Raw genomic sequence first — 25,260 nt, 5'->3', positions numbered from 1 at the left:
GGAAGTTTTGACAGGCAGGCAATTGCGTTTGCGCCGCTTGTTGCCGCCAGGAGGCGGCTTGATTGTGGCGCTGGATCACGGCCTTTTTCAAGGCCAGCAAGGAGGACCGGCAGACCCCCGGGGGATAATCAGGAAGCTGATATCAGAGCCGGTGACCGGTTTGCTGGTGAGCCGGGGGTTATGGGAACTGTTACCGCCGGACTGTTATCCTAAAACCCTTTTATTACGAGTGGATGCCGCTACGTCATTTCCTGCCATGCCAGACACGGTTCAGGTTACCAGTGCGGCCTGCGCTCTGCGCCTGGGGGCGGATGGCATCTTAACGATGGGTTTGTTTCGCCAGGGAGAAAACAATAACCTTTTGCGGAATCTGGGGTTACTGACGGAGGAGGCCCATGTCAACGGCCTGCCGGCTATAGTGGAATTGATGCCAGGTCATGATAGCCTGCCCGTGCGGGACGCCTTACGTATCAGCGCTGAATTAGGCTTTGATGCCGCCAAAATTTTCTATTCGCCGATTCAAGATGACTTTGCCGGTTTTAGCAGCTTAATTGCAGCCAGTCCCATTCCCGTTGCCGTTGCCGGCGGTGAACCTTTGGCCGCAGAATTAAAACTCCTGGAGTTAGTACGGGGAATCTGCGACGCGGGCGCGGCCGGTCTGATTTTCGGCCGTAATATCTGGGCCCATTCCCGGCCCCAAGCCATCATTCGAGCGATCAATGCTGTTTGGCAAAGGAATTTAACGCCCGGTGAAGCTTTTGCACAATACTTAGCTATGGCAAGCGAGGCGGTATGACATTGAAGGCAGCATTTTATGTGGGGGCAGGGCAAATGGAAATCCGGGAAGAGCCTTTGCCTCCGTTGGAAAAAGGGGATTGGTTAATCAAAGTAATAGCGAGCGCGGTATGCGCTACTGATGCCAAGACTTACTTGCGCGGCCATCCGTTTAAAAAGCCGCCGGCGGTTCTCGGTCATGAAGTGGCGGGAGTAGTTGTGACTGCCCCGAGGACGATTAATAACAAAGACGGGCCCCGGGAAGGGGACCGGGTGGCGGTGGCACCTTATATTCCTTGCGGCCACTGTTACTGGTGCAGCAATGACCAACCGACCCAGTGCCCCAACCTTTTTGCTGTCAGCATTGAACCTGGCGGTTTTGCTGAATATGTGCGTGTACCGGCAGCTACCGGGGGGCGAGGTCTTTATCACCTGCCCGGCAGCCTTGATTATGCTGAGGCCAGCCTGACCGAACCGGTGGCCTGTGCTTTACATGGCATCGAGGCCTCCCGTATCAGGGCCGGGCAAACGGTGTTCGTCATTGGCGATGGACCGATGGGCATCCTCCTGGCCCGCCTGGCCAAAGCCTTTGGCGCCCGCGTTTTTTTAAGCGGAATGCTGCCCCATCGCCTGAAAATTGCCGCTCAGGGCCTGGATGGCATTTTCGACGCCAGCCGAGAAGAAGTTGACCTACGCCCTTGTACCCAAGGGCGCGGGGCTGACGTAGTACTAATTGCCGCCGGCGTACAGGAAGCGATCAGCCAGGGTGTCCGGAATGTGCGCCGGGGTGGGATAGTTAACTTTTTTGCCGGGCTCCCTCAAGGCATGAGCTTTCCGCTGGAACTGGAGCAGGTTCATTATGGCGAAGTTATTTTTATGGGCACTTTTGGTTTCAGTCCGGGGCAATTTGCCCGGGCACTGGAATTCATCGCTTCCAGACAAATACATGTAGGTGATCTCCTTACCGAACGCTACCCTTTGGCGGCAACAGAACAGGCCCTGAAGGACACGTTGGCTGGCAAAGGCCTTAAGGGCTTGATACTCCCCTGGGGAGGTGAGGTATAGGGCGCGAAGGAAGCTTTTCCTGGCCAACGGCCTGGGTTCTCTGGCTAGGGGAGGTGAGGTATAGGACGCGAAGGACGCAGAAAGTCGGTTTTCGGGATATTATTACTGATTAACATTGAAAAAATTTTGGGGAGGGAATAATCATGGTAGAATTTTTGAAAAATCTTCTCGGCTTTTTAGGGAGTATTGGGCGGGGTATCGGTTTTCAGGGAATGAATGTTATTGGTACCATTTTACTGGTCATCATGACTTTAATTCTCATCGGAGAAATGTTTAGCTACCAGCTGGTGCTGACGCCCTGGCCGCGTCTGGTGAAACGCCAGCGCCGCTGGAATACAAAATCAATTGCTGTTATGGGTATGACGGCAGCGTTATCGGTTATCTTACAGGCCGTAGGGGCCGTTATTGTTCTTGTGCCGGGGACTATTACTTTTCGTGCTGATGCCATGGTACGTTTCCCTTTCGGTGCTATTTTTGGCATGCCGGCGGTATGGGGTGTGGGGCTGGCTAATTTACTCGGCGACGCCCTGGCGGGAACCCTCGGGCCGGGAAGTATTGGCGGAGCGGTAATTGCCTGGTGGATGCCCTATTTATTTTACCGTCTCATGCGGCAGCCGGAGCAACGCAACATGGCTCAAAGAAACGCATGGTTAAAATATTACGGCATCAGTTTGCTTTGGTGTGTTATCGGTTCCTTTTACCTTTGTTCTTCTTTTCAATGGTTGCGCCTGTTACCAACAGAGGTCATCTGGGTAGGCGTTTTCCCGGCTGTTATTTTAACCACTTTCATTGGCGGCCTGGCTGGTCCGCTGGTCGCGCGGATTGTGGGCCCGGCAGCCGATAAATACGGCTTATCAATAGATGAAATGCGTTTTGAAGTTGAAGGCCGTTATAACGACAAGGTCTAAGCGCAATGGCGGCGGCAGCCCCTGGCCAGGGCTGCCGCTTGCCCAACGACGTAAATTATTTTCCGGGTTATACAGGAGGTTATATTAAGTAATGGATCCTGTTATTGAGTTGAGCGGCGTTAGTTATAGTTACCGCAGCCGGGAGAACCAGCCGGTGCTGAACGATATTAATTTAAAGGTAGGACACGGCGAGTTTATCGTCGTCACAGGCCGGACAGGTTCGGGGAAAAGTACGCTCTGCTATATCTTGAACGGTCTTATTCCCCATTTTTTTGGCGGTAGACTTGAAGGGAAAGCCCGGGTGGCAGGTTTAGATGTGTCGACGGCGACTATCGCCGATTTGGCCAGCCGGGTGGGAATTGTTTTTCAAAATGCGGAATCGCAATTAGTGGGTTTGACAGTCGAAGAGGATGTCCAGTTTGGCCTGGAGAACATCTGCCTTCCTCCGGCAGCAATATTAGAACGCAGTCGCTGGGCCATGGCCATAACCGGTCTAACCGGACTGGAAAGTCGTTCTCCCTGGCGTTTATCAGGTGGCCAAAAGCAAAGGACGGCTATTGCGGCAGCCTTAGCCATGCAACCCGCAGTGTTGGTGTTGGACAATCCTACGGCTGAACTAGACCCCCGGGGTAAAGAGGAAGTGCTGGCTGTTATCCAACGCTTAAATCAAGATATGGGCTTGACGGTTGTACTTTGTGAACAAGACCTGGAACAAAGCGCGCCTTTAGCTGACCGGATAGTGGTCTTAGACGCCGGGCGGATAATTTTAGACGACCAGCCGGAAGCTGTCTTTGACAACGCCGAACTACTGCAAGGGCTAGGGCTAAGACTACCTCAAGTAACTGATCTGGCCTGGCGTTTAAGGACAGGAGGTCAATGGAGCGGACCTTTACCAGTATCCTTACCGGGCTTTTTAAGTAATCTGGCACTTAAAAGGCAACCTATTACCGCCACGGTTAATTACGTGGCGGAGCCGCCGCCAAAACCGGTCGAGAAAGTTGATACCAGGACGGCTAAAATTATAGTCGATAATGTTTGTTATAGCTATCCTGACGGCAAAAAAGCCCTGGAAGGGGTGTCTTTACAGGTTTTCCAGGGGGAAATACTGGCGATATTAGGGCACAATGGCTCGGGCAAAACAACGCTGGCCAAACATTTCAATGGCCTGTTACGGCCGACAACAGGTAGTGTTCTGGTCGAAGGAATTGACACTAAAAGAGTCAGCGTCGCCCAGTTGGCTAATAAAGTGGGCTATGTTTTTCAAAATCCGGACCATCAGATTTTTGCCAAGACAGTAGCCGAAGAACTGGCCTTTGGGCCCCGTAATCTGGGTTGGCCGGAGGAACAAGTGCAGGAGGCGGTAGCGGCCATCCTGACGGAATTAAATTTACAGAGTTACCGCGAAAAAGACCCGTTTTTTCTGGGTTTAGCTGAGCGCAAACTGCTGGCCATTGCTTCGATACTGATTATGCAACCGCGGATTTTGGTGCTGGACGAACCGGCAACGGGAGCTGATTACACTATCAGCACCAGAATTATTGATTATATCCGGGAACTTAACCGGAAAGGGATGACCATAGTTGTCATTACCCATGATGTGGCGGCGGCTGCCGGTTATGCGCATCGTTTGCTGGTAATGAAAAGTGGCCAGGTAATCTTAGCTGGAGAACCGGAGGTTATTTTCCGCCAGGAAGAATTATTACGACAATGTTATGTAGAGGCACCAGCGGTAACCAAAATCGGACAAGAATTGCGCCGGGGCGGCTGGCAAGGTGAGATGTATACGGTAGAGCAAGCATATGCAACTTTGGCAGGATTACTTTAGAGAGTTTTATCAGGATAGAGAAAGCGGGGGGCCATCATGGCAAATATTAGGACTGACTTCTTTCAAGGTGGCAATTCACCGGTTACCCGTTTAGATGCGCGGACCAAATTGCTCTATGTAGGCTGGGTATTTATCATGATCATGGTTTTCAGCCACCCTTTATACCAGGCTTTGACTTTCGCTACAGTACTAGCCATGATTATCGCGGGTCATTTATCCTGGCGCCAGGTATTTCGTAGTGGGCGGATAGGTCTCTATGTAGGTTTCTTTTCTTGGTTGTTATGGACGCTTTTTTTGCGTAATACGGGCCATCCCCTGGCCGCAATACCAGTTTTGTCCTGGCCAATCACTGACCTGGGCTTTACTTATGGTTTAGGAGTAGCTTTTCGTATTTTTACTTTGTTTTTTGCTTTTATAGTAGTTGCCATGACGACCAGTACCAGGGATTTAATCGCCGGCCTCTATTATCTACGGTTACCCTTTGCTTTTTCCTTTGTGATTGGCATTATTCTCCGGTTAATTCCCCATTTTTTAGCGGAGCATGAGACTATCGTCGAGGCTCAAAAATCCCGGGCCTGTGAATTTGATAAGGGCGGCCTATGGAGTCGATTTAAAAAGCATACAGCTTATGTAATTCCCCTGTCCCTGCGCTCTTTGAAGATCGTGAATGATATGAGTGTAGCCATGGAATCGCGGGCTTTTGATCCTAACCGGCCCCGGACATTAATCAACCGACCGGTTTTCCGTACGATAGATTATATCCTGTTGGCGGTTATGGGAGTATGGTTGGGTATGGCCGTTACCGTGAGGTTACATGGTTTTGGCGGGGTTATTCCGGGGCTTTTATAAGGAGGAGTCTTTAATGGTACCGCTAGAGGGTCACTACCTTGAAGAGAAACCGTATGATAATCAAACACGAGAGCCGGCCCTCCCTTATGCTGTGGTTACAGTCGGGGCCGCTGCTGTTGACTTGGTAGTCCAGGTGGACACTTTTCCCGGGGCCGATCAGCTGGTCCTGGCCAGGGAGGTGCACCGGGAACCGGGAGGCTCGACAGCTAATATAGCTGTCCGCCTGGCCCAGTTAGGGGAACGGGTGGCTTTTGCCGGTTTAGTCGGCGGCGATGCGGCCGGGCAATACCTGAAGCAAGCCTTTGCCAGTGAAGGAGTTGCTACCGAATTAATCACTACCGTAACCGACGGTAACACAGCGAGTGCCGTGGTGATGGTCAACCCGGCGGGCCAGCGAGCCATCCTTTCTTTGGGAGGGACCGCTTTGTATAGCGAAACAGCCCGGGTTCCGGCCGGGGTATGGGAAAGCAAGCTACTGTATATTGGCGAGGCCTATTTACCGCTGGTCCGTCAATTGGTAACCGGAGCCTGCTCCCGGGACCAGCAGGTATTCTACGGGCCAGGTGGCATTTTTGTGCGGGAGGGCTGGTCCGCCCTGGCTGATGCCAGCCGGGGAATTAAGGGCCTTTTCCTTAACTGGGAAGAATGTATGCTCTTACTGGGCCAGGAAGCAAAGGTGCCATCGCAACTACCCGCACTAGCCGAGTGGTTGGCCTTAGTGATTAAAGAAGCGGGTTGGTGGCAGGGAGCGCTGGAGGAGATAGTTGTAACCCTTGGCGCCCGGGGCTGTATCAGGTTGGCTCCGGACGATTTATCCTGGCAACCAGCGATGCCGGCCAGGTTAGTTGATACTACTGGAGCCGGCGACGCTTTTACGGCGGGTTATCTGGCGGCTTATTTAAAAGGGTGGCCGGTGGAAACGCGGTTAAAGTTTGCCACTGCCTGCGCTTCACTGGCCATTGAGGGTCAGGGGGCGCGCTGGGGGCGGCTGACGCCGGCGGCAGTAGCAGCCAGGTTACAACCGGAAGGGAGCATGGCTGGTGCTTGAGCAGGATTTTACGATCGAGCTGGAAAAAACCCTTGGTTGCCTGTGGGGGTTAGCTCTAGGCGATGCCATGGGCATGCCGACGGAATTTTTAACTCCGGCAGAAATTGCCGGCAGCTTTGGGGGCCGGGTATGGGAGTTGCAGGTGCCCTTAGCCTCCCATCCCCGGGCGGGTTTCCCGGCTGGCGCAGTGACGGATGATACAGGTCAGGCCGTTGCCCTGGCCAGGGCCCTTATTAACCATCGGCGCTTGACTCCAGAGCTAGTTGCTGATACTTTATTGCAATGGGCGGTGGAAGCAGACGCTTTTGCCAAAGGGTTTATCGGCCCTTCAACGGCTCAGGCGCTGAAAGCCTTGCAAAGGGGAGCAACACCTGCCGAGGCTGGATGTCAAGGCAGGACCAACGGCGGGGCGATGCGGGTAGCGCCGGTGGCTCTTGTCTTTCGGGATAACTGGCAACTGCTGATGGAACAAACTGCTATTGCCTGTTTGCCCACCCATGGCACCAGCCTGGCTATTTCGGCGGCCGCTGCTGTTAGTGCGGCTATTGCCGCGGCGCTGGTACCGGGGGCCAGTGTAGATAACGTCCTGGAGGCCGCACGCCTGGGCGCTGTAGCCGGCCGCGATTATGGTTGCCGGTGCTGGACCCCGTTGCTGGAACGGCGCCTGGATCTGGCCCTGGAAATTATTTCTCATTATACCGGAAGGGCGGACCGCATACGGGCACTTTATGAGTTCATTGGCGTGGATATGACAGTCACCGAAAGCGTGATTACCGCCCTGGCCCTGGTGGCAGTTACCGGCGGTGAACCAATGCCGGCTATTATAGAAGCCGTCAATATGGGTGGCGATACGGATACCATAGCTGCCATTACCGGGGCCATCTGTGGGGCTTTAAAGGGTTCTCGGGCCTTTAATGTTGCCTTGGTTTCCCGGGTAGAAACGGTTAATAACCTGGATTGCAGAGGACTAGCAATAAAGCTGTTGCGGCTCAGGAAGGCGGACAAGTAATGGCGGTAATTTTAACTCTAATGTCAACCAGGGCGTCGGCGCCGACCTGCTCTTAAATGATAGGGAAGGGTCTGATCATGGGGTTTCTTAAAAGCATGGAATCTAATAAGAGTACCAGCCAGGTACCGGCGTGCCGGTACTTTTTGATTCCCCGATTCATTGGTGCGGGAGTTTTTATTTTTTGTATCGCGGAGAAATCTTTACCTATCGAAAGTTCTTGCTTCAGGGTTTAAGATAAGCTACACTGTTAGTAGTGTTTTAATGTGTTTCATAAATTGGAGATGGAGATGGGTAATGGAACGCAAAAAGAAGGTACTACTGGCCTTGGACAGGCTCTGTCGGGGCAAAACGCGGGAGGGACAACTGGAGATTGGCTGCACGGCTTTGGATGTCGCCCGGGAGGCCGGCATAACCCGGAGTAACGCCAGCGGCGACCTTAATTACCTGGTCAAGGAAGGCCTGGTAGTCAAATTTTCCGGCCGGCCGGTGCGCTTTGTCACCCGGCAGTACTGGGAGGAAATTAAAGTAAGGGATAATAAGGAAAGCGGCGGGCACCTGGCGGCCAGAGCGATTGCCGCAATCGCGATGAACCCCTTTGCCGGCCTGGTAGGGTGGAACCAGAGCCTTAAGTTAGCCGTGGAACAGGCCCGGGCCGCCCTCCTTTACCCGCCCCACGGCCTCCATACCCTGCTGATCGGCTCCACCGGCACCGGTAAGACCCTTTTCGCCCGCACGATGTTTAAGTACGCCCAAACCCTGGGCCGGGTGGGCGGGCAGGCCCGGCTGATCAGCTTTAACTGCGCTGATTACGCCCATAACCCCCAGCTTCTCATGAGCCAGCTCTTTGGTCACGTTAAGGGCGCCTTCACCGGGGCCACCCAGGAAAAGCCCGGCCTGGTGGATGCCGCCCACAAGAGCCTCCTTTTCCTGGATGAGATTCACCGCCTGCCCCCGGAAGGCCAGGAAATGCTTTTTTATTTAATGGACACCGGCCAGTACCGGCGCCTGGGGGAAACCGGTAATTATCGTTCCTGCACCACCATGGTTGTCGGCGCCACCACCGCCGACCCCCATTCTTCCCTGCTGGCTACCTTTTACCGGCGTTTCCCGGTGCTGATCAACATCCCGGCCCTGGCTGAGCGGCCTCTGGCGGAAAGGTTGGCCCTTTTAAAATATCTATTAGCCGGAGAGAGCAGACAGATTAACCGGCCGTTAAAGATCGGCGTCGATGCCGTCCGCGCCCTGCTGCTCTATGATTGTCCGGGCAATATCGGCCAGCTTTTTAACGATGTGCGCCTGACCTGCGCCCGCGCCCTGCTGGAGGCTACCAGTAAGGGAACCGGGGAAGTGGTTATTACGGCCGCCAGCCTGCCCCATCATATCCGGGCGGCCCCGGTAGGGGCGCAGAACTACCTGCAGGAATTGGCCGGGCTCGCCCTGGAAGAGGAATGGTACATCGAACCTGGTGACACGGACACTGGTATCAGTAATCCCCGTCTGCCGGATCTCTATACCCTGCTGGATAAGGAATGGCAGGCTGCCGGTACTGAGGGTGACCGGAAAGATGCCCGCTGGCAACGGGCCAAGCAGGCCCTGAAAGCATACTATGAAAGCTATCTGGAAGAAAACGTCCGGGATTGGAAAAACGCCCGGTTGCGCCTGGCGCGCCTGGTGGGCCAGGATATCGTCTCTCTCGCCCAAGAAGCAGTAAAAATAGCCGGAAAAGAATTGCCCGGTCAGATCGACACCAATACTTTTCTGGCCCTGGCCCTGCATCTGAATGCCTGCCGGCAGCGCCTGCAGGCCGGGCAGGAGATTATCAACCCCTACCTGGAGGAGATAGAAAAGGAATATCCCCGCGAGATCGCCGTCGCCCGTAAAGTAACGACTTTAATTGCCCGGAAACTCAATCTGGTTCTTCCTGAAGATGAAGCAGGTTATCTGGCCATGTTATTGCGGCTCACAACCAGCGGGAAGGAAACGGCAGGAGAACGGGTGGGCATCGTCGTCATGGCCCACGGCAGCCGTACAGCTACCAGCATGGCGGAAGTGGCCAACAAAGTCGTGGGAGGAAATATCGCCCGGGCCCTGGATATCCCCCTGGAAGGCGAACCGCAGCAGTGGTTAATAGAAGCTACCCGGGTGGTGCGCCAGGCCGACTGCGGCCGGGGTGTCCTCTTGCTGGTGGATATGGAGCCGTTGGTCTCCTGGGGAGAGATTATCGCCAGGAGGACGGGTCTCCCGCTGCACATCCTGGATAATGTAACGACGGCTATGGTGATTGAGGCCGCCCGTAAAGCCGGCCGGGCACCCCTGGAGGAACTGGCGGCGGAGGTCGGCAAGTATCATCACCCGGCGGAATACTGGTCACCGAAAGACCAGGGGGAAAAAATCATTATCGCCACCTGCCTGACCGGGGCGGGCGCGGCCCGCCGCATCAAGGCCATGATCCAGGAATGGCTGGGGGACAGCGAGGAGATCAATATCGTGACCGTCAATATGCATGGCCGGGCACCCGGGGGTGGGGTCGGCCTCCCTTCCCTGGGAAAGCGGGAGAATGTCATAGCGGTTATTGGTAGCGTTGATCTGCAGCTACCGGGGGTACCTTTTATTTCCCTGGAAGAATGGCTGCTGGGGCAGGGCCGCCGGCACCTGCAGAAGCTGTTGCAGCTACCGCAGGGAGAGATGGATATCACCCCCCAGGAGCTGGAAACGGTCCTGGCCCAGTACCTGCGTTTCCTCGATCCGGCGAAAATGCTTGGCCTCTGCTCACCAATCACCCGGCAGCTCGGCCGGAAGTTGGAGCGGCAGTTGCTGCCCCACCACATCATTAACCTGACGGTGCATTTAAGCTGCCTGGTGGAAAGGCTCCAGGCCGGCGAGCAGGCCGGCTCCTGGCCGGGGGAGGAAGAGATAAAGAAGCACTATCCTCGCGAGTGGGCGGTGGTCAAAGAAACCCTGGCCGGATTGGAAGAAAATTTTAATATTGCTGTTCCAGACGGTGAAATAGCTTTTGTGGTGCAATTTCTCCTGGAAACTTAAAACAGAGGTTAAGGGGGCCCGGTTGCTGCAGCCGGGGAATTATATCATGCATGTGACCTTAGTGGAGGAAAGGAGCGTTAGCATGGGCTGCATATAATCTAGACTGGCGTCGCCAGTTAACGCGGGTCGTCTGCGGTTAATCAATCCTGCCGATAGAAGTAATACCTGGCAGGCTCTTTTGTTTTCCAGTGTCTTAAACACTTAACCCTGGCCAGGTCAATATAAGGGCTGGCATAAAACTTGCAATGTTAAGGGATTGTTACGTTAAAATTAAATTTTTATGGAGGTGGGAAGGGGGAAGAAGTTCCAGGTAATCCCAGATCTTTTAGGAAGGAGGTGTTGGCAGGAATTGGGTGCCATAGTCCTATTTCGTATTGACGAACGCTTGATACATGGCCAGGTAGTTACGGCCTGGGTAGGTCACGTTAAGGCTAAGTGTATTATGGTTGTGGATGACGCCAGCGCCGGCAACCCGGTGTTGACCAAAGTATTAAAAATGGCGGCACCGCCGGGGATACCAGTTAGCGTCTACAACGTGGCAACGGCGGTTACGGCCCTGGCCCGGGATAATGAGGGCGACAGGATTATGCTCATTGTCAAAACGCCGGCGGTAGCGCAAAGGCTTATTAGTAGCGTAGGAAACGATAGCGTTTTCCCCCGGGAAATAAACATGGGCAATGCCGGCAAGACGCCGGAGAGGACCAAAATTACTCCCAATGTTTACCTGGATGCCGGCGGCCTGGCGGCCCTGAAGGAAATTAAGGCCAGGGGTTATGAGGTCTATTTTCAGACTGTTCCGGGTGATACCCGTTTTACGTGGGAAAAGGTAGTAAAGGTATAGGAGGGATTAAAAATGGAATTATGGCAGGCGGCAGCTATTGCCTTTGTCGCTTATTTGGGATGGATTGCCACCCCCTGGCTGGGTGGTCAGCCCATAGGTTGGTATGTTTTCGGCCGCCCCCTGATTGCCGGTACCCTGGTGGGCTTGATCTTGGGCGATTTGCCTACCGGTATGATGATTGGGGCTACCATTAATGCTTTATATATCGGTGCCGTTACTCCTGGCGGGGCCATGGCGGCTGATTTGAATTTCGCCGGTTATGTGGGTACGGCTTTAGCCATGCTGACTAAAGTATCGCCGGAGGTTGCCGTTACCCTGGCTGTGCCCCTGGGCCTGGTAGGCACCTTTACCTGGCAGCTCTTCGCCACCGTGGGCGTAATTTTTGCCCATGCAGCCGACAGTTATGCTGAAAGGGCGAATATTCCCGGCCTGACCTTTATGTTAATGGGCGCCCCCCAGATCTTCGCCTTTATCCTCCGTTTTGTACCGGCCTTCCTGGTTATTTATTTCGGAGCTCCAATTGCCAATAACCTGGTAGCTCTCATCCCGGCCTGGTTAACCAAAGCCTTAACTGTTATCGGTGGTATGCTCCCGGCCTTAGGTATGGCCGTCCTTCTCAAAATGTTGAATAAAGACAATCGCTATATGGCCTTTTTCCTCCTTGGTTTTCTGGCGGTTGCCGCTTTGAAGTTGCCCATTTTACCCGTATCGGTGGCAGGTTTGTCCCTGGCCCTGATTAATTTAATCTACACCACTGAAACCACCGGGAAGGAGGCGTAAAAGATGCAAGAACAGGGGAGCAGGGGCGTAGCGGAAATAACTAAAAAGGATCTCCGGGGAGTTGCTTTGCGCTGGCTGTTTTTTAATACCTCGGCCTGGAACTGGGAACGCATGCAACATATTGCCTTTGCCTGGAGTTTGTTGCCGGTATTAAAAAAGCTCTACCAGGGTAAAGAGGAGCTCGGCGCCGCCCTCAAGCGCCACATGGTTTTCTTTAATACGGAGATGACCATCGGTAGTCCCATCATTGGCGCCATAGCGGCCATTGAGCGCCAGCGAGCAGCCGGTGAAGAAATACCGGATGATACCATCAATGCCATTAAAAGCGGTCTGATGGGCCCCTTCGCGGCTATAGGTGATTCCCTCTGGGCCAGTGCCATCAATGCTATCCTCCTGAGTTTTGCCATGGGTATGGCCTTGCAGGGTAATATCCTGGGACCGGTTATTTATGCCGTGATCTGGGTCGCCCTGACCTGGTATATGATGACCACCGGGGTTAGCCTGGGATATAACCTGGGCGTAAACGTCCTGGATTCCGAGTTTTTAACTCCTGCAACTATCGAAAGGGTAACCCGCAGCCTCAATATTTTAGGCCTGGTGGTCGTAGGGGCGCTGAGCGCCACCTTCGTTTCCCTCTCGACGCCTATCCAGTGGACCCTGCAGCAAAAAGCGACGACCCTGCAATCCATCCTGGATGGCATGATGCCTAAGTTTTTGCCCCTCCTGTGGGTGGGCCTGATGTGGTACCTGCATCAATTCCGCAACTGGTCGATTATGAAATTACTTGGCTTTACCATCGTAGTAGGTCTGGTGGGTTCTTTACTAAAGATTTTTTAACAGGTTTTACGGGCCTGGACTTAACCTCCAGGCCCGTGGACCCAACTTCAATTAGGAGGATTATATCCTTGGTTGGTGTGCTATTGCTGACTCATGGTGAAATTGGAGCGGCTTTCCTTGAGGCTATTATCATGCTTTTAGGACCCCAGGAGCAGGTGCGCGCACTGGCGCTCAAACCTGGTGATCAGATTGATGCCTTCCGGGAAAGGGCCCGGGAAGCAGCCGGAGAACTGGACCGGGGTGACGGGGTATTGCTCCTGGTGGATGTGGCCGGGGGAAGCCCGGCGAATATAGCTTGGGAGATGGTAAGTTCAGGCGACAGGGCTGTGGTAACCGGTGTTAACCTACCGCTGCTGCTGGAATTATTTATCCATCGCAAAGGGGCAAACCTGGCGAGTTTAGTTGACCAGGTACAGGACTGGGGCCGCCAAGGGATCTCTGCCCTGAAGCCGGAAGATATGGGGAGTGCAGCTGTATGAACAGCAGGGAAAGGGTTGTTAAAGCCTTAAAACATGAAGAACCCGACCGGGTACCCCTGGCTTTGGGCGGCAGCGCTTACAATATCCACGATGCGGCTTACCGGCGGCTGCTGGAGCACCTGGGCCTGGCCGCCGACTGGCCGCCCTTTCGCCAGGATGGTTTTAAGACGGGTAACTACCTCGACGAGAGGATACAGGCGGCCCTGGGGATAGATTGCCGTTATGTTTATCAACCAACACCTGATTTGGTACGAAAGACCGGCAACAGGGCCATGAATGGGTGGGGATTAACGGTAGAAAAGATTAATGGGTTTTCCCATATGCAGCCAACCCTGGCCGAGTCTACAACTAAAGACATCGAGAACTATCCCTGGCCCGATCCTGGCGATTACCGGCCGGCTCCCGGGACCAGGGAACGGGCGCGGGCCTACCGGGAGGCCGGCCTGGCGGTAGTGGCCCGTTCGGTTTGTTCCTACGGCCTGCTGGAGCAGGCCGGGCAACTACGCGGCACCGAGCAGTTCATGATGGACCTGTTGCTGGATGAAGCCCTGGCCCGCTGCCTGGTTGATCACATCGGCAATACGATCTATGGTTTAATGGAAGTATACCTGGATGAAGTAGGGGGCTATATTGACATCCTGGAACTGCCCGGGGACGATTACGGCTCCCAGGCCGGCCCCATTATTTCCCCGGACCTGTTTAAAAAATATTTCCAGCTCTGGTACCGGAAGTTGGTGGATTTAGTAAAAAGCAAGTCGCCGGGCACTTATGTCCTGGCCCACAGCGACGGGTTTATTACTCCCTTCCTGCCCGGCTATATTGAAGCCGGTATAGAAGTGTTACACCCTTTACAACCGGGAGTGGGCATGGACTTGGCGGCTGTTAAGCAGGAATTTGGCGAGGTTATTGCTTTTATAGGCGGTATTGACATCCAGCAGGCCCTGCCTGCCGGCCCGGAAGCTGTGGTGGAAGAGGTTAAAAAGCGCTTGCAGGAGCTGGCTCCCGGCGGCGGCTATATCCTGGCGCCCGCCAACCATATCGGGCCGGACGTAGCTCCGGCAAGCATAGTGGCTATGTACCGGGCGGCGGCGGAACTGGGGAGATATTAAAACCGGCGGTGAAAATATCTGGTGTTAAATTTCACTTTATGATACTATAGTTCATTAATCGGAGTGTAAACGGTGATGGTAAGGAGATGGTCCGGTTTAACCGGTTAAGCCAGATTTAACCGATCTATTTTAACTACTGCTGGTGCTGCTTTAATGGCAAGGGTGCCAGCCTGAAGCGAGGTTATTTTCAGGGTAGACGCCCATGCGCCGGCGTGACACCAGTATAAGAAAAAAATGGTATACGGCGTTATTTTTAAGGAGATGACTTTATGCCAGAGGCCAGAGTTATTCTGAAAAATCCATCCGGCTTACACGCCCGACCAGCAGCAGTATTCGTCCAGGCGGCCAATGGCTTTATAGCTGATATTAGCGTCCAGCGAGACGGTAAAGAGGCCAACGGGAAAAGCATCCTGGCGGTTATGGGCCTGGGAGCCAAATGCGGCAACGAACTGGTCATCCGCACCGCAGGGGCGGATGCCGATCAGGCTTTGGCTACCCTGGTGGAACTGGTGCAGGCAGGCCTGGGCGAAGATGAACTGGCGGGGTAACTGTTTAAGGGGAGATGGCTGGATGCTGAAAGGAATTGCCACTGCGCCGGGAATAGGAATTGGGCCGGTGTACCTGTTGGAACTAAAATCCGGGGAAGAAGAAACCGGCAACAGCCAGCTTTTATATGGGCCGGAGGAAATCCAAGCCGAGTTGACGCGGCTGGAGGAGGCCCTTGGCCGGGCTAAAAGGGACCTGGAAGAGCTGGCCGATAAAACAAGGCGGGATATAAGCGAAGCAGAGGCGGGTATTTTTAAGGCCCATATCCTGATGCTTACTGATCCCACTTTTATTGCCGGTGTGAAGGAAAAAATCCAGGTTGAGAAGAAAAACGCCGCCCGGGCGGTAGAAGAAGTAGCCGAAGCCATAGCCGGCAGCTTTGCCGCCCTGGACGACGACCTGTTCCGGGAGAGGGCTGCGGACATTCGTGATGTGGCCGGCCGGCTGGTGGCAAAGCTTACGACGAGAATGCGGCCGGCCCGGGAAGTGCCGCCGGGAGCAATTATCGTCGCCGGGGAACTGACCCCATCGCAAACAGCCGGTTTTTCCCGGGATACAGTTGCCGGTATTGCCACGGAGACAGGCGGCACTACCTGCCATACGGCCATCGTGGCCAGGGCTCTGGGGATACCTGCCGTTCTGGGTGTTCGGGGGCTGCTGGACCAGGCCAGGGCCGGCGACACGGCCATTATCGACGGTAGCAGCGGGGCGGTTTACTTAAACCCCGGCAGCGAGCTATTAGAGGAATATAAAAAGAAAAAAGTAACCCTGGAGGCAGGCCGGCTCAATATAAAATGTACCGGACCGGCCAGGACCAGGGATGGCCGGCAAATTGAATTAGTAGCCAATATCAGGAAAGCTGCGGAAGTAAAAATAGCCTTGGAACACGGCGCCGAGGGCGTGGGCTTATTTCGTACGGAATTTCTCTTTATGAACCGGGAGGAACCGCCGGGGGAAGAGGAGCAATTTCAAGCTTACCAAGAGGTAGTGGCTGCCTTCCAGGGACAACCGGTAGTGGTCCGTACCCTGGATGTTGGTGGTGATAAACCCCTGCCCTACTTGAACCAGGGGCATGACGAAAATCCTTTCCTGGGATTGCGGGGGTTGCGGCTTTGCCTGACCCGTCAAGAGATTTTCAAGACCCAGCTCAAAGCCCTCCTCCGGGCTGCCCTTTACGGCAACCTGAGGATTATGTTCCCTATGGTGACGGCCCTGGAGGAGATACGAGAGGCTAAAAAGATTATGGCCGAAGCCCGGCTGGAACTGGAGGCCAGCGGGTTGGCCGTTAGCCGCGTAGAAACCGGCATGATGATTGAGGTTCCGGCAGCTGCCCTGATGGCTGACATCCTGGCCCGGGAAGTGGACTTTTTCAGCATCGGCACCAATGACTTGGCCCAGTACACCCTGGCGGTAGACCGGGGTAACGAAAGAGTGACCGGGATGTACGACGCCTGTCACCCTGCCGTGCTGAAGCTGATAGATGTGACCGTTAAGGCGGCCCACCGTTATGGCAAATGGGTGGGTTTGTGTGGTGAGTTGGGAAGTGAAATTCAGGCCGCCCCCCTGCTGGTTGGCCTGGGCCTGGATGAAATAAGCATGAGCCCTGTTTTTATACCGCCGATGAAAGAAGCTATTAATAAGATTGCCTACCACGAGGCCAGGAAACTGGTGCGGAGGCTGCTCGAACTACCAGGTCCCCAAGAAGTACGGGCAGCCTTAAGCGAGTTTACTTAATTCCGGCAGGAAAACCTTGCCCTTTTTTATTCCGGCGTTAAGACGGCTTAAAGTATGGCACGGGGAGCATGGATACAATACGACAAAAAGGCAGGATAACCATGCTGCCTTTTTTTGTGACCAGAATCTTTAGGCGGCCGGCAGGATTTTAACCGCCGGTGTTGAATATGTTAACCCAGTAAAACTTCACGGTAGGATGGGAGGATGGGAGATTGAAGTTTTTTATTTTGGGCCTCTATTTTGCTGCTCTGATCATTATCGGTTTTTACAGCCTGAAGAAATCGCGGGATGTCGGCGGTTTCTTCCTGGGTAGTCGTAACGTAGGTCCGTGGATTTCGGCCTTTGCTTACGGGACGACCTATTTCTCCGCCGTTATTTTTATTGGCTACGCCGGTAAGGTTGGTTGGGGCTTCGGCCTTTCTGACTTATGGATCGTCATCGGTAATGCCTTTATCGGCAGCTTCCTGGCCTGGAGGGTCCTGGCGCGGCCGACCCGGACCATGACGACACGCTTGAATGTAATGACCATGCCCGAGTTCCTGGCGGCGCGTTACGACAGCCCAGCCTTGCGGACGGTGGGGGCGCTACTGATCTTTATCTTTCTGGTCCCCTACTCGGCTTCCGTTTATATGGGCCTGAGCTATCTTTTTGAACAGGTTTTCCACCTCAACTTCACCACGGCCCTCATTGCTATGGCAGTATTTACGGCGGCCTACCTGGTGCTGGGCGGGTATATCGCCGTCACCCTGACGGACTTTATCCAGGGCTTGATCATGATCGGCGGCGTCTTTGTCCTCATCTATTATGTCCTGACCGCGTCGCCGGTGGGTGGCCTGGCCAGCGGTGTCAGTCAGCTGGCGGCGATAAACCCCAAGCTGGTGTCCCCGGTGGGGCCCAACTGGTTCGCCCTCCTATCCCTGGTGCTGCTCACCAGCCTGGGGCCCTGGGGCCTGCCCCAGATGGTCCAGAAATTCTACGCCATCAAGGATGAGCGCTCCATCTGGCCGGCAACGGTGGTTTCTACCCTCTTTGCTATAATTATCGCCAGCGGTGCCTATTTCACCGGTGCCTTTGGCCGCCTCTTCTTTAACAACCAGATGCCCATGCTGGGTGGCAAACCCAACCCGGACCTGATCATGCCCCAGATTATCAACCAGTACCTACCGCCCTGGGTGGGATTACTCCTACTTTTGCTGGTGCTGGCAGCCTCCATGTCCACTCTGGCCTCCCTGGTGCTGGTTTCCAGCTCGGCCGTGGCCATTGACCTGGTCCAGGGGTCGGCACCAGGGGTGTCGCGGCGGGTGGTCATGACCCTGCTGCGTTTCTTATGTGTCTTCTTTATCGGCCTGTCGGTCTATATCGCTTTAAAGCCTACCATTATCCTGGTCCTCATGTCCCTCTCCTGGGGTACGGTGGCCGGGGCCTTCCTGGCGCCTTATCTTTACGGGCTCTACTGGCCGCGCACCACCAAAGCCGGGGCCTGGGCGGGACTCCTGAGCGGGTTGATAATATCCCTGGGCTTATCCTTTTACTACCACCTTGACGGTAGCGTCATCCCGACTATCGGCTCCCTGGCCATGATCACCCCCCTGGGGGTAGTCCCCCTGGTGAGCCTGGTCACCCCGGCCTTTTCCCGGGAGCACCTGGCCAGGGTTTTTGGTGCCGGTAGGGTGAGTATGGTAACTTCTAAAGGACTGGTGAGTGATGATCTGGGATTCGGCAAATGAGTGCCGCCCGCGGGCGGAAATTGAAGCTTTACAACTGGCCCGCCTGCAAGAGACGGTAGCCAGGGTTTACGAGCGGGTACCTTTCTACCGCCAGGCCCTGGACGCCAGGGGCGTCCGGCCGTCGGACATCCGCAGCCTGGCGGACGTGCGGTTGTTGCCCATGACCACCAAGGAAGACTTTCGCCAAAATTACCCCTACGGCCTCTTCGCCGTGCCCTTGAAGGAAGTTGTCCGCCTCCATGCCTCTTCCGGCACCACCGGCCGGCCGGTGGTGGTGGGCTATACCCGCCGTGATATGGCGACCTGGACGGACCTGGTGGCCCGCATGGTCTCCCTGGCCGGGGTGACGTCCGCTGATGTCGCCCAGGTGGTCTTCGGTTACGGCCTCTTCACCGGCGGCTTCGGCCTCCATTACGGCCTGGAGCGGGTGGGAGCCACCGTCGTCCCGGCCTCAGCCGGCAATTCCAAGCGGCATATTATGTTAATGCAAGACTTCGGCACCACCGTTCTGGTGGGCACGCCTTCCTATGTCCTGCACCTGGCCGAGGTGGCGGAAGCGGAGGGCGTCGATCCTGTGGCCCTCCCCGTGCGCCTGGGCCTCTTCGGCGGCGAAGCCTCCAGCCGGGAGATGCTGCGGGAGATTGAGCGGCGCTGGGGGATGCTGGCCACGGATAACTACGGCCTGTCGGAGGTGATGGGTCCCGGTGTCTCCGGCGAGTGTGAGTACCAGGACGGCCAGCACGTGGCTGAGGACCACTTCCTGGTGGAGGTCCTGGACCCGGTTACCGGGGAACCCTGCCCGCCGGGGGTCAAGGGGGAGATAGTTATTACCACCCTGACCAAGGAAGCCCTGCCGGTGTTGCGTTACCGTACCCGGGATATTTCCTCTTTGAACTTTGCGCCCTGCCGCTGTGGCCGTACCACGGCGCGCCTGGCCAAGATCACCGGCCGCACCGACGACATGCTTATTATCCGCGGTGTCAACGTTTTCCCCTCCCAGGTGGAGAGCGTCCTTATGGAAATCGACGGCGTGTCGCCCCACTACCAGCTCATCGTCAGCCGGCGCAATTACCTGGATGAACTAGAGATCAGGGTGGAGGTGACCCCGGACTTTTTTAGCGACCGTTACCGCCACCTGGAGGAGCTGGAGGAAAAGATCAACGACCGCCTGCATACAGTGTTGCAGTTGAAGGCCAGGGTGCGCCTGGTGGAGCCCAACAGCATCGCCCGCAGCGAAGGCAAGGCCCAGCGGGTGGTGGATTTGCGGGATAAGCAGGTATAAAAAATGTTGGCAAATTATAATGTATAAGGTAGAATAGTGTCTGGGGAATAATTACGCCGAAGAAAAAGGCCCTACCTACCGGGGTATATTACCCGAAGGGAAGTGGGGCCGGTGATTACAGTATCCGAGATGCTTCAAATCATCGGAGCTCTACTGTCTCTTCAGACCCTGGTAATAGGCATTACCATGCTGCGGGAGTAGTTAAAAACCCTTGAAGTTGCGCTAACAACTTCAAGGGTTTGAGATGAACCCCGGTTGGTGGGGCCACCAGAGGGCACTTTGGTTATAATTGTTTCCCTCTTAACAATAATTATCCCCCATTTTATAAGATGAGTCAAGAATTATTTTGTATGTCGTTTACTGCATACCTGCCTACCATCAGAGCAGGTTTTATTTTTACTCATTGACGCCTATTTTCATGTGTATTATTATGTTGTTAATAAAAGGCCGTATAAAGGCAAGGTGATAGCCACGCGCACCATCTGGATTAACCTCGGTACATCCTTATCGGTAAAGGTAAACCCGGTTACCAGGCGCCCGGGTATAACGCGGTCGGCCTTTAACCATTATACCCTCCGGCATACCCTCCGGCTGACCCGCGAACAACGAAAGATGATGGTTATGGAACGCAAGCATAGCAAAGGGTACACCAAAAAACCTGTAGAAACAGGTGAATTCGATATCTGGGAAGCGGAACAAGGGTGGGAGAACCTGTGAATCGTGGGGAGAAATAAGGTGGTATTCATTCAAGCCGCCGGATAAAAGGCGGCCTGTTTTAATTTAGCCGATAAAATGGCGGAAGCCGGTATAGCAACCTGATTCGCACTGGGTATTGATTTGTAGAAAAAACTCCGGGGCCTGCTGGTTGCAGGCCTGAATAATGGAGAGGTGGAACTGTGCGCGAGTTATTAATCGGCAACCATGCCCTGGCGCGGGGTGCCTGGGAGGCGGGGTTGCGGGTGGCCGCCGCTTACCCGGGGACGCCGAGCACAGAGATCATTGAAGCCCTGGCCCGTTACCCGGAAGTTTATGCTGAATGGGCACCCAACGAAAAAGTCGCCCTGGAAGTCGCTATCGGCGCCGCCATCGGCGGTGCCCGCTCCCTAGCGGCTATGAAGCACGTGGGGGTAAATGTGGCCGCCGACCCCCTGATGACCCTGGCCTATACCGGCGTCAACGCCGGCCTGGTCCTGGTATCGGCCGACGACCCGGGGCTTTTCAGCTCCCAGAATGAGCAGGACAACCGTTTTTACGCCCGCCTGGCCCAGATCCCCTGCCTGGAGCCGGCCGACAGCCAGGAAGTCAGGGATATGGCTATGCTGGCCTTTGACCTGAGCGAGGAATTCGATACACCGGTGATGCTGCGCTTGACAACGCGCATCGCCCACTCCTACAGTCCGGTTGAACATGGCGAGCGCCGGGAGATACCGCTCAAGGATTATGTCAAGCAACCGGCCAAGTACGTTATGCTGCCGGCCTTCGGGAAAGTCCGCCATGGCGTGGTGGAGGAGCGGCGGCAAAGACTACTGGCCTACGCGGAGACCACCCCTTTGAACCGGTTGGAATGGGCCGACCGCCGCGTGGGTGTAATTACGGCGGGGGTTGCCTACCAATATGTTAAGGAAGCCCTCCCCGGGGTTTCAGTATTGAAGCTGGGCTTGACCTACCCCTTACCGGAAAAGCTGGTGCACGATTTCGTCGACGCCGTAGGCACCTGCTATGTGGTGGAGGAACTGGAGCCTTTTATTGAAGACCAGGTCCGGGCCCTGGGCCTGGCGGTGACCGGCAAGGAACTGGTACCGCGGGTAGACGAATTGAGCAGCAGTATTGTCGCCCGGACGGTGGGTACCCGGGTGGCGGCCCTGGCGCCGGAACTGGTTAACCGGGAGCTGGCGGCTACCGCGGGGACGGAGGAAGCAGCCGCGCAAGGGCCGGTCACCGGTGGGGTGACTGCGGCCTTAGAGGCTGCGGCGGCCACGGCGGTCGAGGAAGAAACGGCTGCCGCGGTTTCAGGCATTATGTTATCTACCCGGGCAGCGTTACAGGATAGTAATATCGCACCAGGAGCTCCTGTCGCTCCGGATTGTCGGCTGGTGCCGACGGGTACAGCGGCTACGGCTGAGGCTAACCCGACGGCTGGATCTACCGCTGCTACCGCTGTACCGGCCGACCTCCCCGGCCGGCCGCCCCTGATGTGCCCTGGTTGCCCCCACCGCGGCGTCTTCTATATATTAAAACAACTGGGGCTGGTGGTAGCCGGCGATATCGGCTGCTATACCCTGGGGGCGACGCCGCCCTTACAGGCCATGGATACCTGCATCTGCATGGGTGCCAGCCTGGGGGTGGCCATGGGCCTGGAGAAGGCGCGGGGGCAGGAATTTGCCCGGCGGGTGGTGGCGGTCATCGGTGACTCCACCTTCCTTCATTCGGGTATGACCGGCCTCCTGGATATGGTCTACAACGGCGGCACCGGCACCCTGATCATCCTGGATAACAGCACCACGGCCATGACCGGCCACCAGGACCACCCAGGTACCGGCTATACTGCCTCCCGTCAGCCAGCCCCGAAGGCCGACCTGGAACAAATCGCCCGCGGTCTGGGGGTGCGTCGGGTGCAGGTAGTGGACAGCTATGACTTAGAGGCGGTGGAGCGGGTTATCCGGGAGGAAACTGCCGCCCTGGAGCCCTCGGTGATTATCGCCCGCCGGCCCTGCGCGCTTTTGAAGAAGGAAAAAGAAGCTGTCTATACCGTCGACCCGGATAACTGCCTGGCCTGCCGCTACTGCCTGGACCTGGGCTGTCCGGCCCTCTCCTTTAACGGCGAGCAGGCGGTTATTGACCCGGTCCAGTGTAACGGCTGCGGTCTTTGCGCCCGGGTGTGCCCCAACGAGGCTATCAGCAAGGCGGGTGAAGAAGATGCCTGAAGAGGTCGTTAAAATTATGCACGAAAACAATGTCTTAAATACGGCCGGGGTGAAGAAGACGCCGGCAAAAGTAATTAACGTCCTGCTGGTCGGCGTTGGCGGCCAGGGAACCATCCTTGCCGGCCGCGTCCTTTCCCGGGCGGCCCTTTCCCTGGGGGGCGAGGTCAAGGTTTCCGATATCCACGGCATGGCCCAGCGGGGCGGCAGCGTGGTGACCCAGGTGCGCTTCGGTCCCCGGGTCTTCGCGCCGGTCATGGCCCCCGGCACGGCCGATTTCCTGGTGGCCTTTGAAAAGCTGGAGGCGCGCCGCTGGCTGCCTTACCTGCGGGCCAACGGCTGGCTGATCGTCAACGATCAGGAGCTGCCGCCCCTCCCCGTCCTCACCGGGGCGGCCACTTACCCGGCTGATCTGGTGGGGGAGATGGGCCGGCTGGTGCAGAACACCCTGGTCCTGGATGCCCTAGACCTGGCCCGCCGGGCCGGCAACGTCAAAGCCGTCAATATGGTCCTCATGGGCGCCCTGGCCCGGCGGCTGCCCATCAGCCAGGCGGCCTGGGATGAGGCTATGGCCAATTCCGTACCGGTGAAGTTCCGGGATGTCAATAAAAAAGCCTTCCAGCTCGGATGGGAGGAAGGGTCTGGGAAGTGACTATCTTGCAAGCATAATTACGTCACGGCGGTTGAAGTGGATATTTGAGCCTTGCTTGCCTTGCTTTGCTTACAACCACCCGTGTCAACCCACATAAAAACCTAACCGAAGGCGGGTAGCTCACTCAAATAAAAAACTAACCTAAAAGAGTTAATAACTGGAAATAGTTCTTCATCATCATCTCCTTTCCACTGTCGTCGAGCCTGTGGATATGTGGGCAATCCGTAGCGAAGCGAAGGATTATCCAAGCGGCTGTGGACCCTGTGGGCAACCCCTTGCGAAAAGTAATTATCTCAAAGGGCTTCAGCACGAATGGTAAAGGGCACTGCTTTTACTAATTTTAACCGGGTTGTCCACAAGTCCACAGTCGCGGCATATCCACAGGCTATTGGGCAACGGTTTCTATTTCTGCAGCTTCATTAGCAGGCCCCATAGCAATGAGATCTTCCAGTTCTTTGTGAAGCGCCAGGGGGCTAGTATTTTGAAGTTGTCGTTCGAGCTGAGCCAAGGTCTGAACCTCAAGAACACCAGCCTCCTTTAAACGTTCCAAGGGTGTCCTGGCGACGTCATAACTTTTATGGACATGGGCACCACGACGCTCCTTAGCTATCACCTTGCGCATAGGTAAAAAAAGGTTGGCGTAGATATCCAGGCAAGCATAGACACTGTTGAGCCAGGTAATGGCCTCCGGTGTATCATAGCGCTCATACCCCACAATTTCCCGGACAAACTGACGGTTTTTCTGCTCAACGTGGGGATTATCATTTTTGCGGTAAGGGCGACTGCGGGTAAAGGTGAGATTATTCGTCTTACAAAAACGAAGCAGCTGGTCATTAAGAAATTCGCTGCCATTATCCGAATGCAAGCCCCAGGGGCGAAAAGGCCATTCCGAGAGGATTAGCATCAGCTCGCGAAGAACACCCGTCTGGCCACGACCCAGCAGGGCCCGGCGGCGGCTGTAACCGGAAACAGCATCGACAACAGATAAGGTATAACCGAAGTGGCCGATGGCTGCACCGCCATTGTGCTCCACCAGGTCAATCTCCAGAGCCCCAGGCCGGTCTTCCTGCCAATCGTAATGAGCGATGGGGATCTCCGAACGAAGCCGGGAGAGGCGCTTTTGATTAGACAAAGTAAACTTGGGCTTAGGCGAACGCCACTTAGCCAAGCGCCTGGCCAAAGTAGAACGACTGATTTCTGCCAGCTGTTCTCGCACCGTAGCTGCAAGGGTAAGTTCACCGTGACTGGCCAGGTGCTCTGCTGTAGAGAGGAGAACTGGGTGTAAACGTTCGGCGCAAGGATAATCCAGAGCCTCCCAGACCCGCTGGATGGCCGGCATAGCCTCCAAGTATAGTAAGGACTTGCTGCGCTTAGCAGGTGGCTTGGCCACCGGTAGAAGAGGTTCATTTAGCACCTGAATAGCATATTTGCGGTTATAGTCCAGTGTGCCGGTAACCTCATCGATAAGCTGAGATTTTTCAGCTCGGGAATTAGCCTGACAATAGCGCTCGTGCATAGTGTTTAAATACTCACGGCGGCTTTTAAGGGACATACTCAATGATCATCCCCCTCGGTTATATTTCGCCGTGAGTGAGCCGATCCTCCTTCGGTTATATTTTAACTGAGTGATCGCGCCACCTTTACAGTCTAATTTTTTCGTGGGATAATTTTTCCTGAATAATTTAGGGCGGGCGATAGTAAAGTGCGATCACCGCATATTGGCCTTTCGGATAAGGTTCGCCATAGAAAGGAATATTTCGACCTGTGAACTTACGTGTACCATAATTTCCCAGCAGGCCACAATAAAAAACAACCCACTTAGATCGCATCAT

The 25,260-nt window shown here is 55.3% G+C and carries 20 protein-coding genes; 19 read left to right on the top strand and 1 reads right to left on the bottom strand.

Going from position 1 to position 25,260, the window contains the following annotated elements; genetic code table 11:
- Positions 1-7: 7 nt before the first annotated feature.
- The 19 genes from SDD30_RS06910 (at position 8) to SDD30_RS06820 (ending at position 23,428) form a co-directional block, all read left to right on the top strand.
- On the top strand, positions 8-796 hold the full coding sequence (locus SDD30_RS06910) for a class I fructose-bisphosphate aldolase (RefSeq protein ID WP_434074194.1): 789 nt from the start codon (positions 8-10) through the stop codon (positions 794-796).
- 35 nt (positions 797-831) lie between these two features.
- Positions 832-1,839, top strand: a complete 1,008-nt coding sequence (locus SDD30_RS06905; RefSeq protein WP_434074193.1) for an alcohol dehydrogenase catalytic domain-containing protein — start codon at positions 832-834, stop codon at positions 1,837-1,839.
- A 143-nt stretch (positions 1,840-1,982) separates the two neighbouring features.
- A complete protein-coding gene (locus SDD30_RS06900) occupies positions 1,983-2,747 on the top strand; it encodes a hypothetical protein (protein ID WP_434074192.1) in 765 nt (254 codons plus the stop codon).
- Positions 2,748-2,838: 91 nt separating this feature from the next.
- Positions 2,839-4,572 (top strand): ABC transporter ATP-binding protein, encoded by a 1,734-nt coding sequence (locus SDD30_RS06895; protein WP_434074191.1) that lies wholly within the window; start codon positions 2,839-2,841, stop codon positions 4,570-4,572.
- Between the two features lie 36 nt (positions 4,573-4,608).
- On the top strand, positions 4,609-5,421 hold the full coding sequence (locus tag SDD30_RS06890) for an energy-coupling factor transporter transmembrane component T family protein (protein WP_434074190.1): 813 nt from the start codon (positions 4,609-4,611) through the stop codon (positions 5,419-5,421).
- Between the two features lie 13 nt (positions 5,422-5,434).
- Positions 5,435-6,469, top strand: a complete 1,035-nt coding sequence (locus SDD30_RS06885) for a carbohydrate kinase family protein (protein ID WP_434074189.1) — start codon at positions 5,435-5,437, stop codon at positions 6,467-6,469.
- The gene (locus SDD30_RS06880; protein ID WP_434074188.1) at positions 6,462-7,478 is read left to right on the top strand and encodes an ADP-ribosylglycohydrolase family protein; all 1,017 of its coding nucleotides are present in this window, start codon (positions 6,462-6,464) and stop codon (positions 7,476-7,478) included. The genes SDD30_RS06885 and SDD30_RS06880 overlap by 8 nt, the downstream gene beginning before the upstream one ends.
- Positions 7,479-7,772: 294 nt before the next feature.
- Positions 7,773-10,520 carry a sigma-54-dependent transcriptional regulator gene (locus tag SDD30_RS06875; protein ID WP_434074187.1) on the top strand — a complete coding sequence of 916 codons (2,748 nt, stop codon included), beginning with the start codon at positions 7,773-7,775 and terminating at the stop codon, positions 10,518-10,520.
- A 349-nt stretch (positions 10,521-10,869) separates the two neighbouring features.
- Entirely contained in the window at positions 10,870-11,361 is a 492-nt protein-coding gene (locus SDD30_RS06870; RefSeq protein ID WP_434074186.1) for a PTS sugar transporter subunit IIB, read from the top strand.
- A 12-nt stretch (positions 11,362-11,373) separates the two neighbouring features.
- On the top strand, positions 11,374-12,141 hold the full coding sequence (locus SDD30_RS06865; protein WP_434074185.1) for a PTS mannose/fructose/sorbose/N-acetylgalactosamine transporter subunit IIC: 768 nt from the start codon (positions 11,374-11,376) through the stop codon (positions 12,139-12,141).
- Positions 12,142-12,144: 3 nt separating this feature from the next.
- Entirely contained in the window at positions 12,145-12,978 is an 834-nt protein-coding gene (locus tag SDD30_RS06860; protein WP_434074184.1) for a PTS system mannose/fructose/sorbose family transporter subunit IID, read from the top strand.
- Positions 12,979-13,055: 77 nt separating this feature from the next.
- Positions 13,056-13,457 (top strand): PTS sugar transporter subunit IIA, encoded by a 402-nt coding sequence (locus SDD30_RS06855; RefSeq protein WP_434074293.1) that lies wholly within the window; start codon positions 13,056-13,058, stop codon positions 13,455-13,457.
- The gene (locus tag SDD30_RS06850) at positions 13,454-14,566 is read left to right on the top strand and encodes a uroporphyrinogen decarboxylase family protein (protein WP_434074183.1); all 1,113 of its coding nucleotides are present in this window, start codon (positions 13,454-13,456) and stop codon (positions 14,564-14,566) included. The genes SDD30_RS06855 and SDD30_RS06850 overlap by 4 nt, the downstream gene beginning before the upstream one ends.
- A gap of 269 nt (positions 14,567-14,835) precedes the next feature.
- Entirely contained in the window at positions 14,836-15,114 is a 279-nt protein-coding gene (locus tag SDD30_RS06845) for an HPr family phosphocarrier protein (RefSeq protein ID WP_434074182.1), read from the top strand.
- Between the two features lie 22 nt (positions 15,115-15,136).
- Entirely contained in the window at positions 15,137-16,846 is a 1,710-nt protein-coding gene (ptsP, locus tag SDD30_RS06840) for a phosphoenolpyruvate--protein phosphotransferase (protein WP_434074181.1), read from the top strand.
- 212 nt (positions 16,847-17,058) lie between these two features.
- Entirely contained in the window at positions 17,059-18,573 is a 1,515-nt protein-coding gene (locus SDD30_RS06835; protein WP_434074180.1) for a sodium:solute symporter family transporter, read from the top strand.
- Positions 18,551-19,855, top strand: a complete 1,305-nt coding sequence (locus SDD30_RS06830; RefSeq protein ID WP_434074292.1) for a phenylacetate--CoA ligase family protein — start codon at positions 18,551-18,553, stop codon at positions 19,853-19,855. Before SDD30_RS06835 ends, SDD30_RS06830 begins: the two co-directional genes overlap by 23 nt.
- Before the next feature lie 896 nt (positions 19,856-20,751).
- Positions 20,752-22,779 carry a thiamine pyrophosphate-dependent enzyme gene (locus tag SDD30_RS06825; RefSeq protein ID WP_434074179.1) on the top strand — a complete coding sequence of 676 codons (2,028 nt, stop codon included), beginning with the start codon at positions 20,752-20,754 and terminating at the stop codon, positions 22,777-22,779.
- Positions 22,780-22,795: 16 nt separating this feature from the next.
- A complete protein-coding gene (locus SDD30_RS06820) occupies positions 22,796-23,428 on the top strand; it encodes an indolepyruvate oxidoreductase subunit beta (protein WP_434074291.1) in 633 nt (210 codons plus the stop codon).
- Positions 23,429-23,813: 385 nt separating this feature from the next.
- Here the strand turns inward: SDD30_RS06820 and SDD30_RS06815 are convergent, their stop codons facing one another.
- The gene (locus tag SDD30_RS06815; RefSeq protein WP_434074178.1) at positions 23,814-24,980 is read right to left on the bottom strand and encodes a DDE-type integrase/transposase/recombinase; all 1,167 of its coding nucleotides are present in this window, start codon (positions 24,978-24,980) and stop codon (positions 23,814-23,816) included.
- Between the last annotated feature and the right edge of the window lie 280 nt (positions 24,981-25,260).

The sequence above is a fragment of the Moorella naiadis (nom. illeg.) genome (assembly GCF_051020825.1).
Taxonomy (GTDB): Bacteria; Bacillota; DSM-521; order Neomoorellales; family Neomoorellaceae; genus Neomoorella; species Neomoorella naiadis.
The sequence above is the reverse complement of the archived record's forward strand: the minus strand, read 5'-3'. Positions and strand labels throughout refer to the sequence as shown.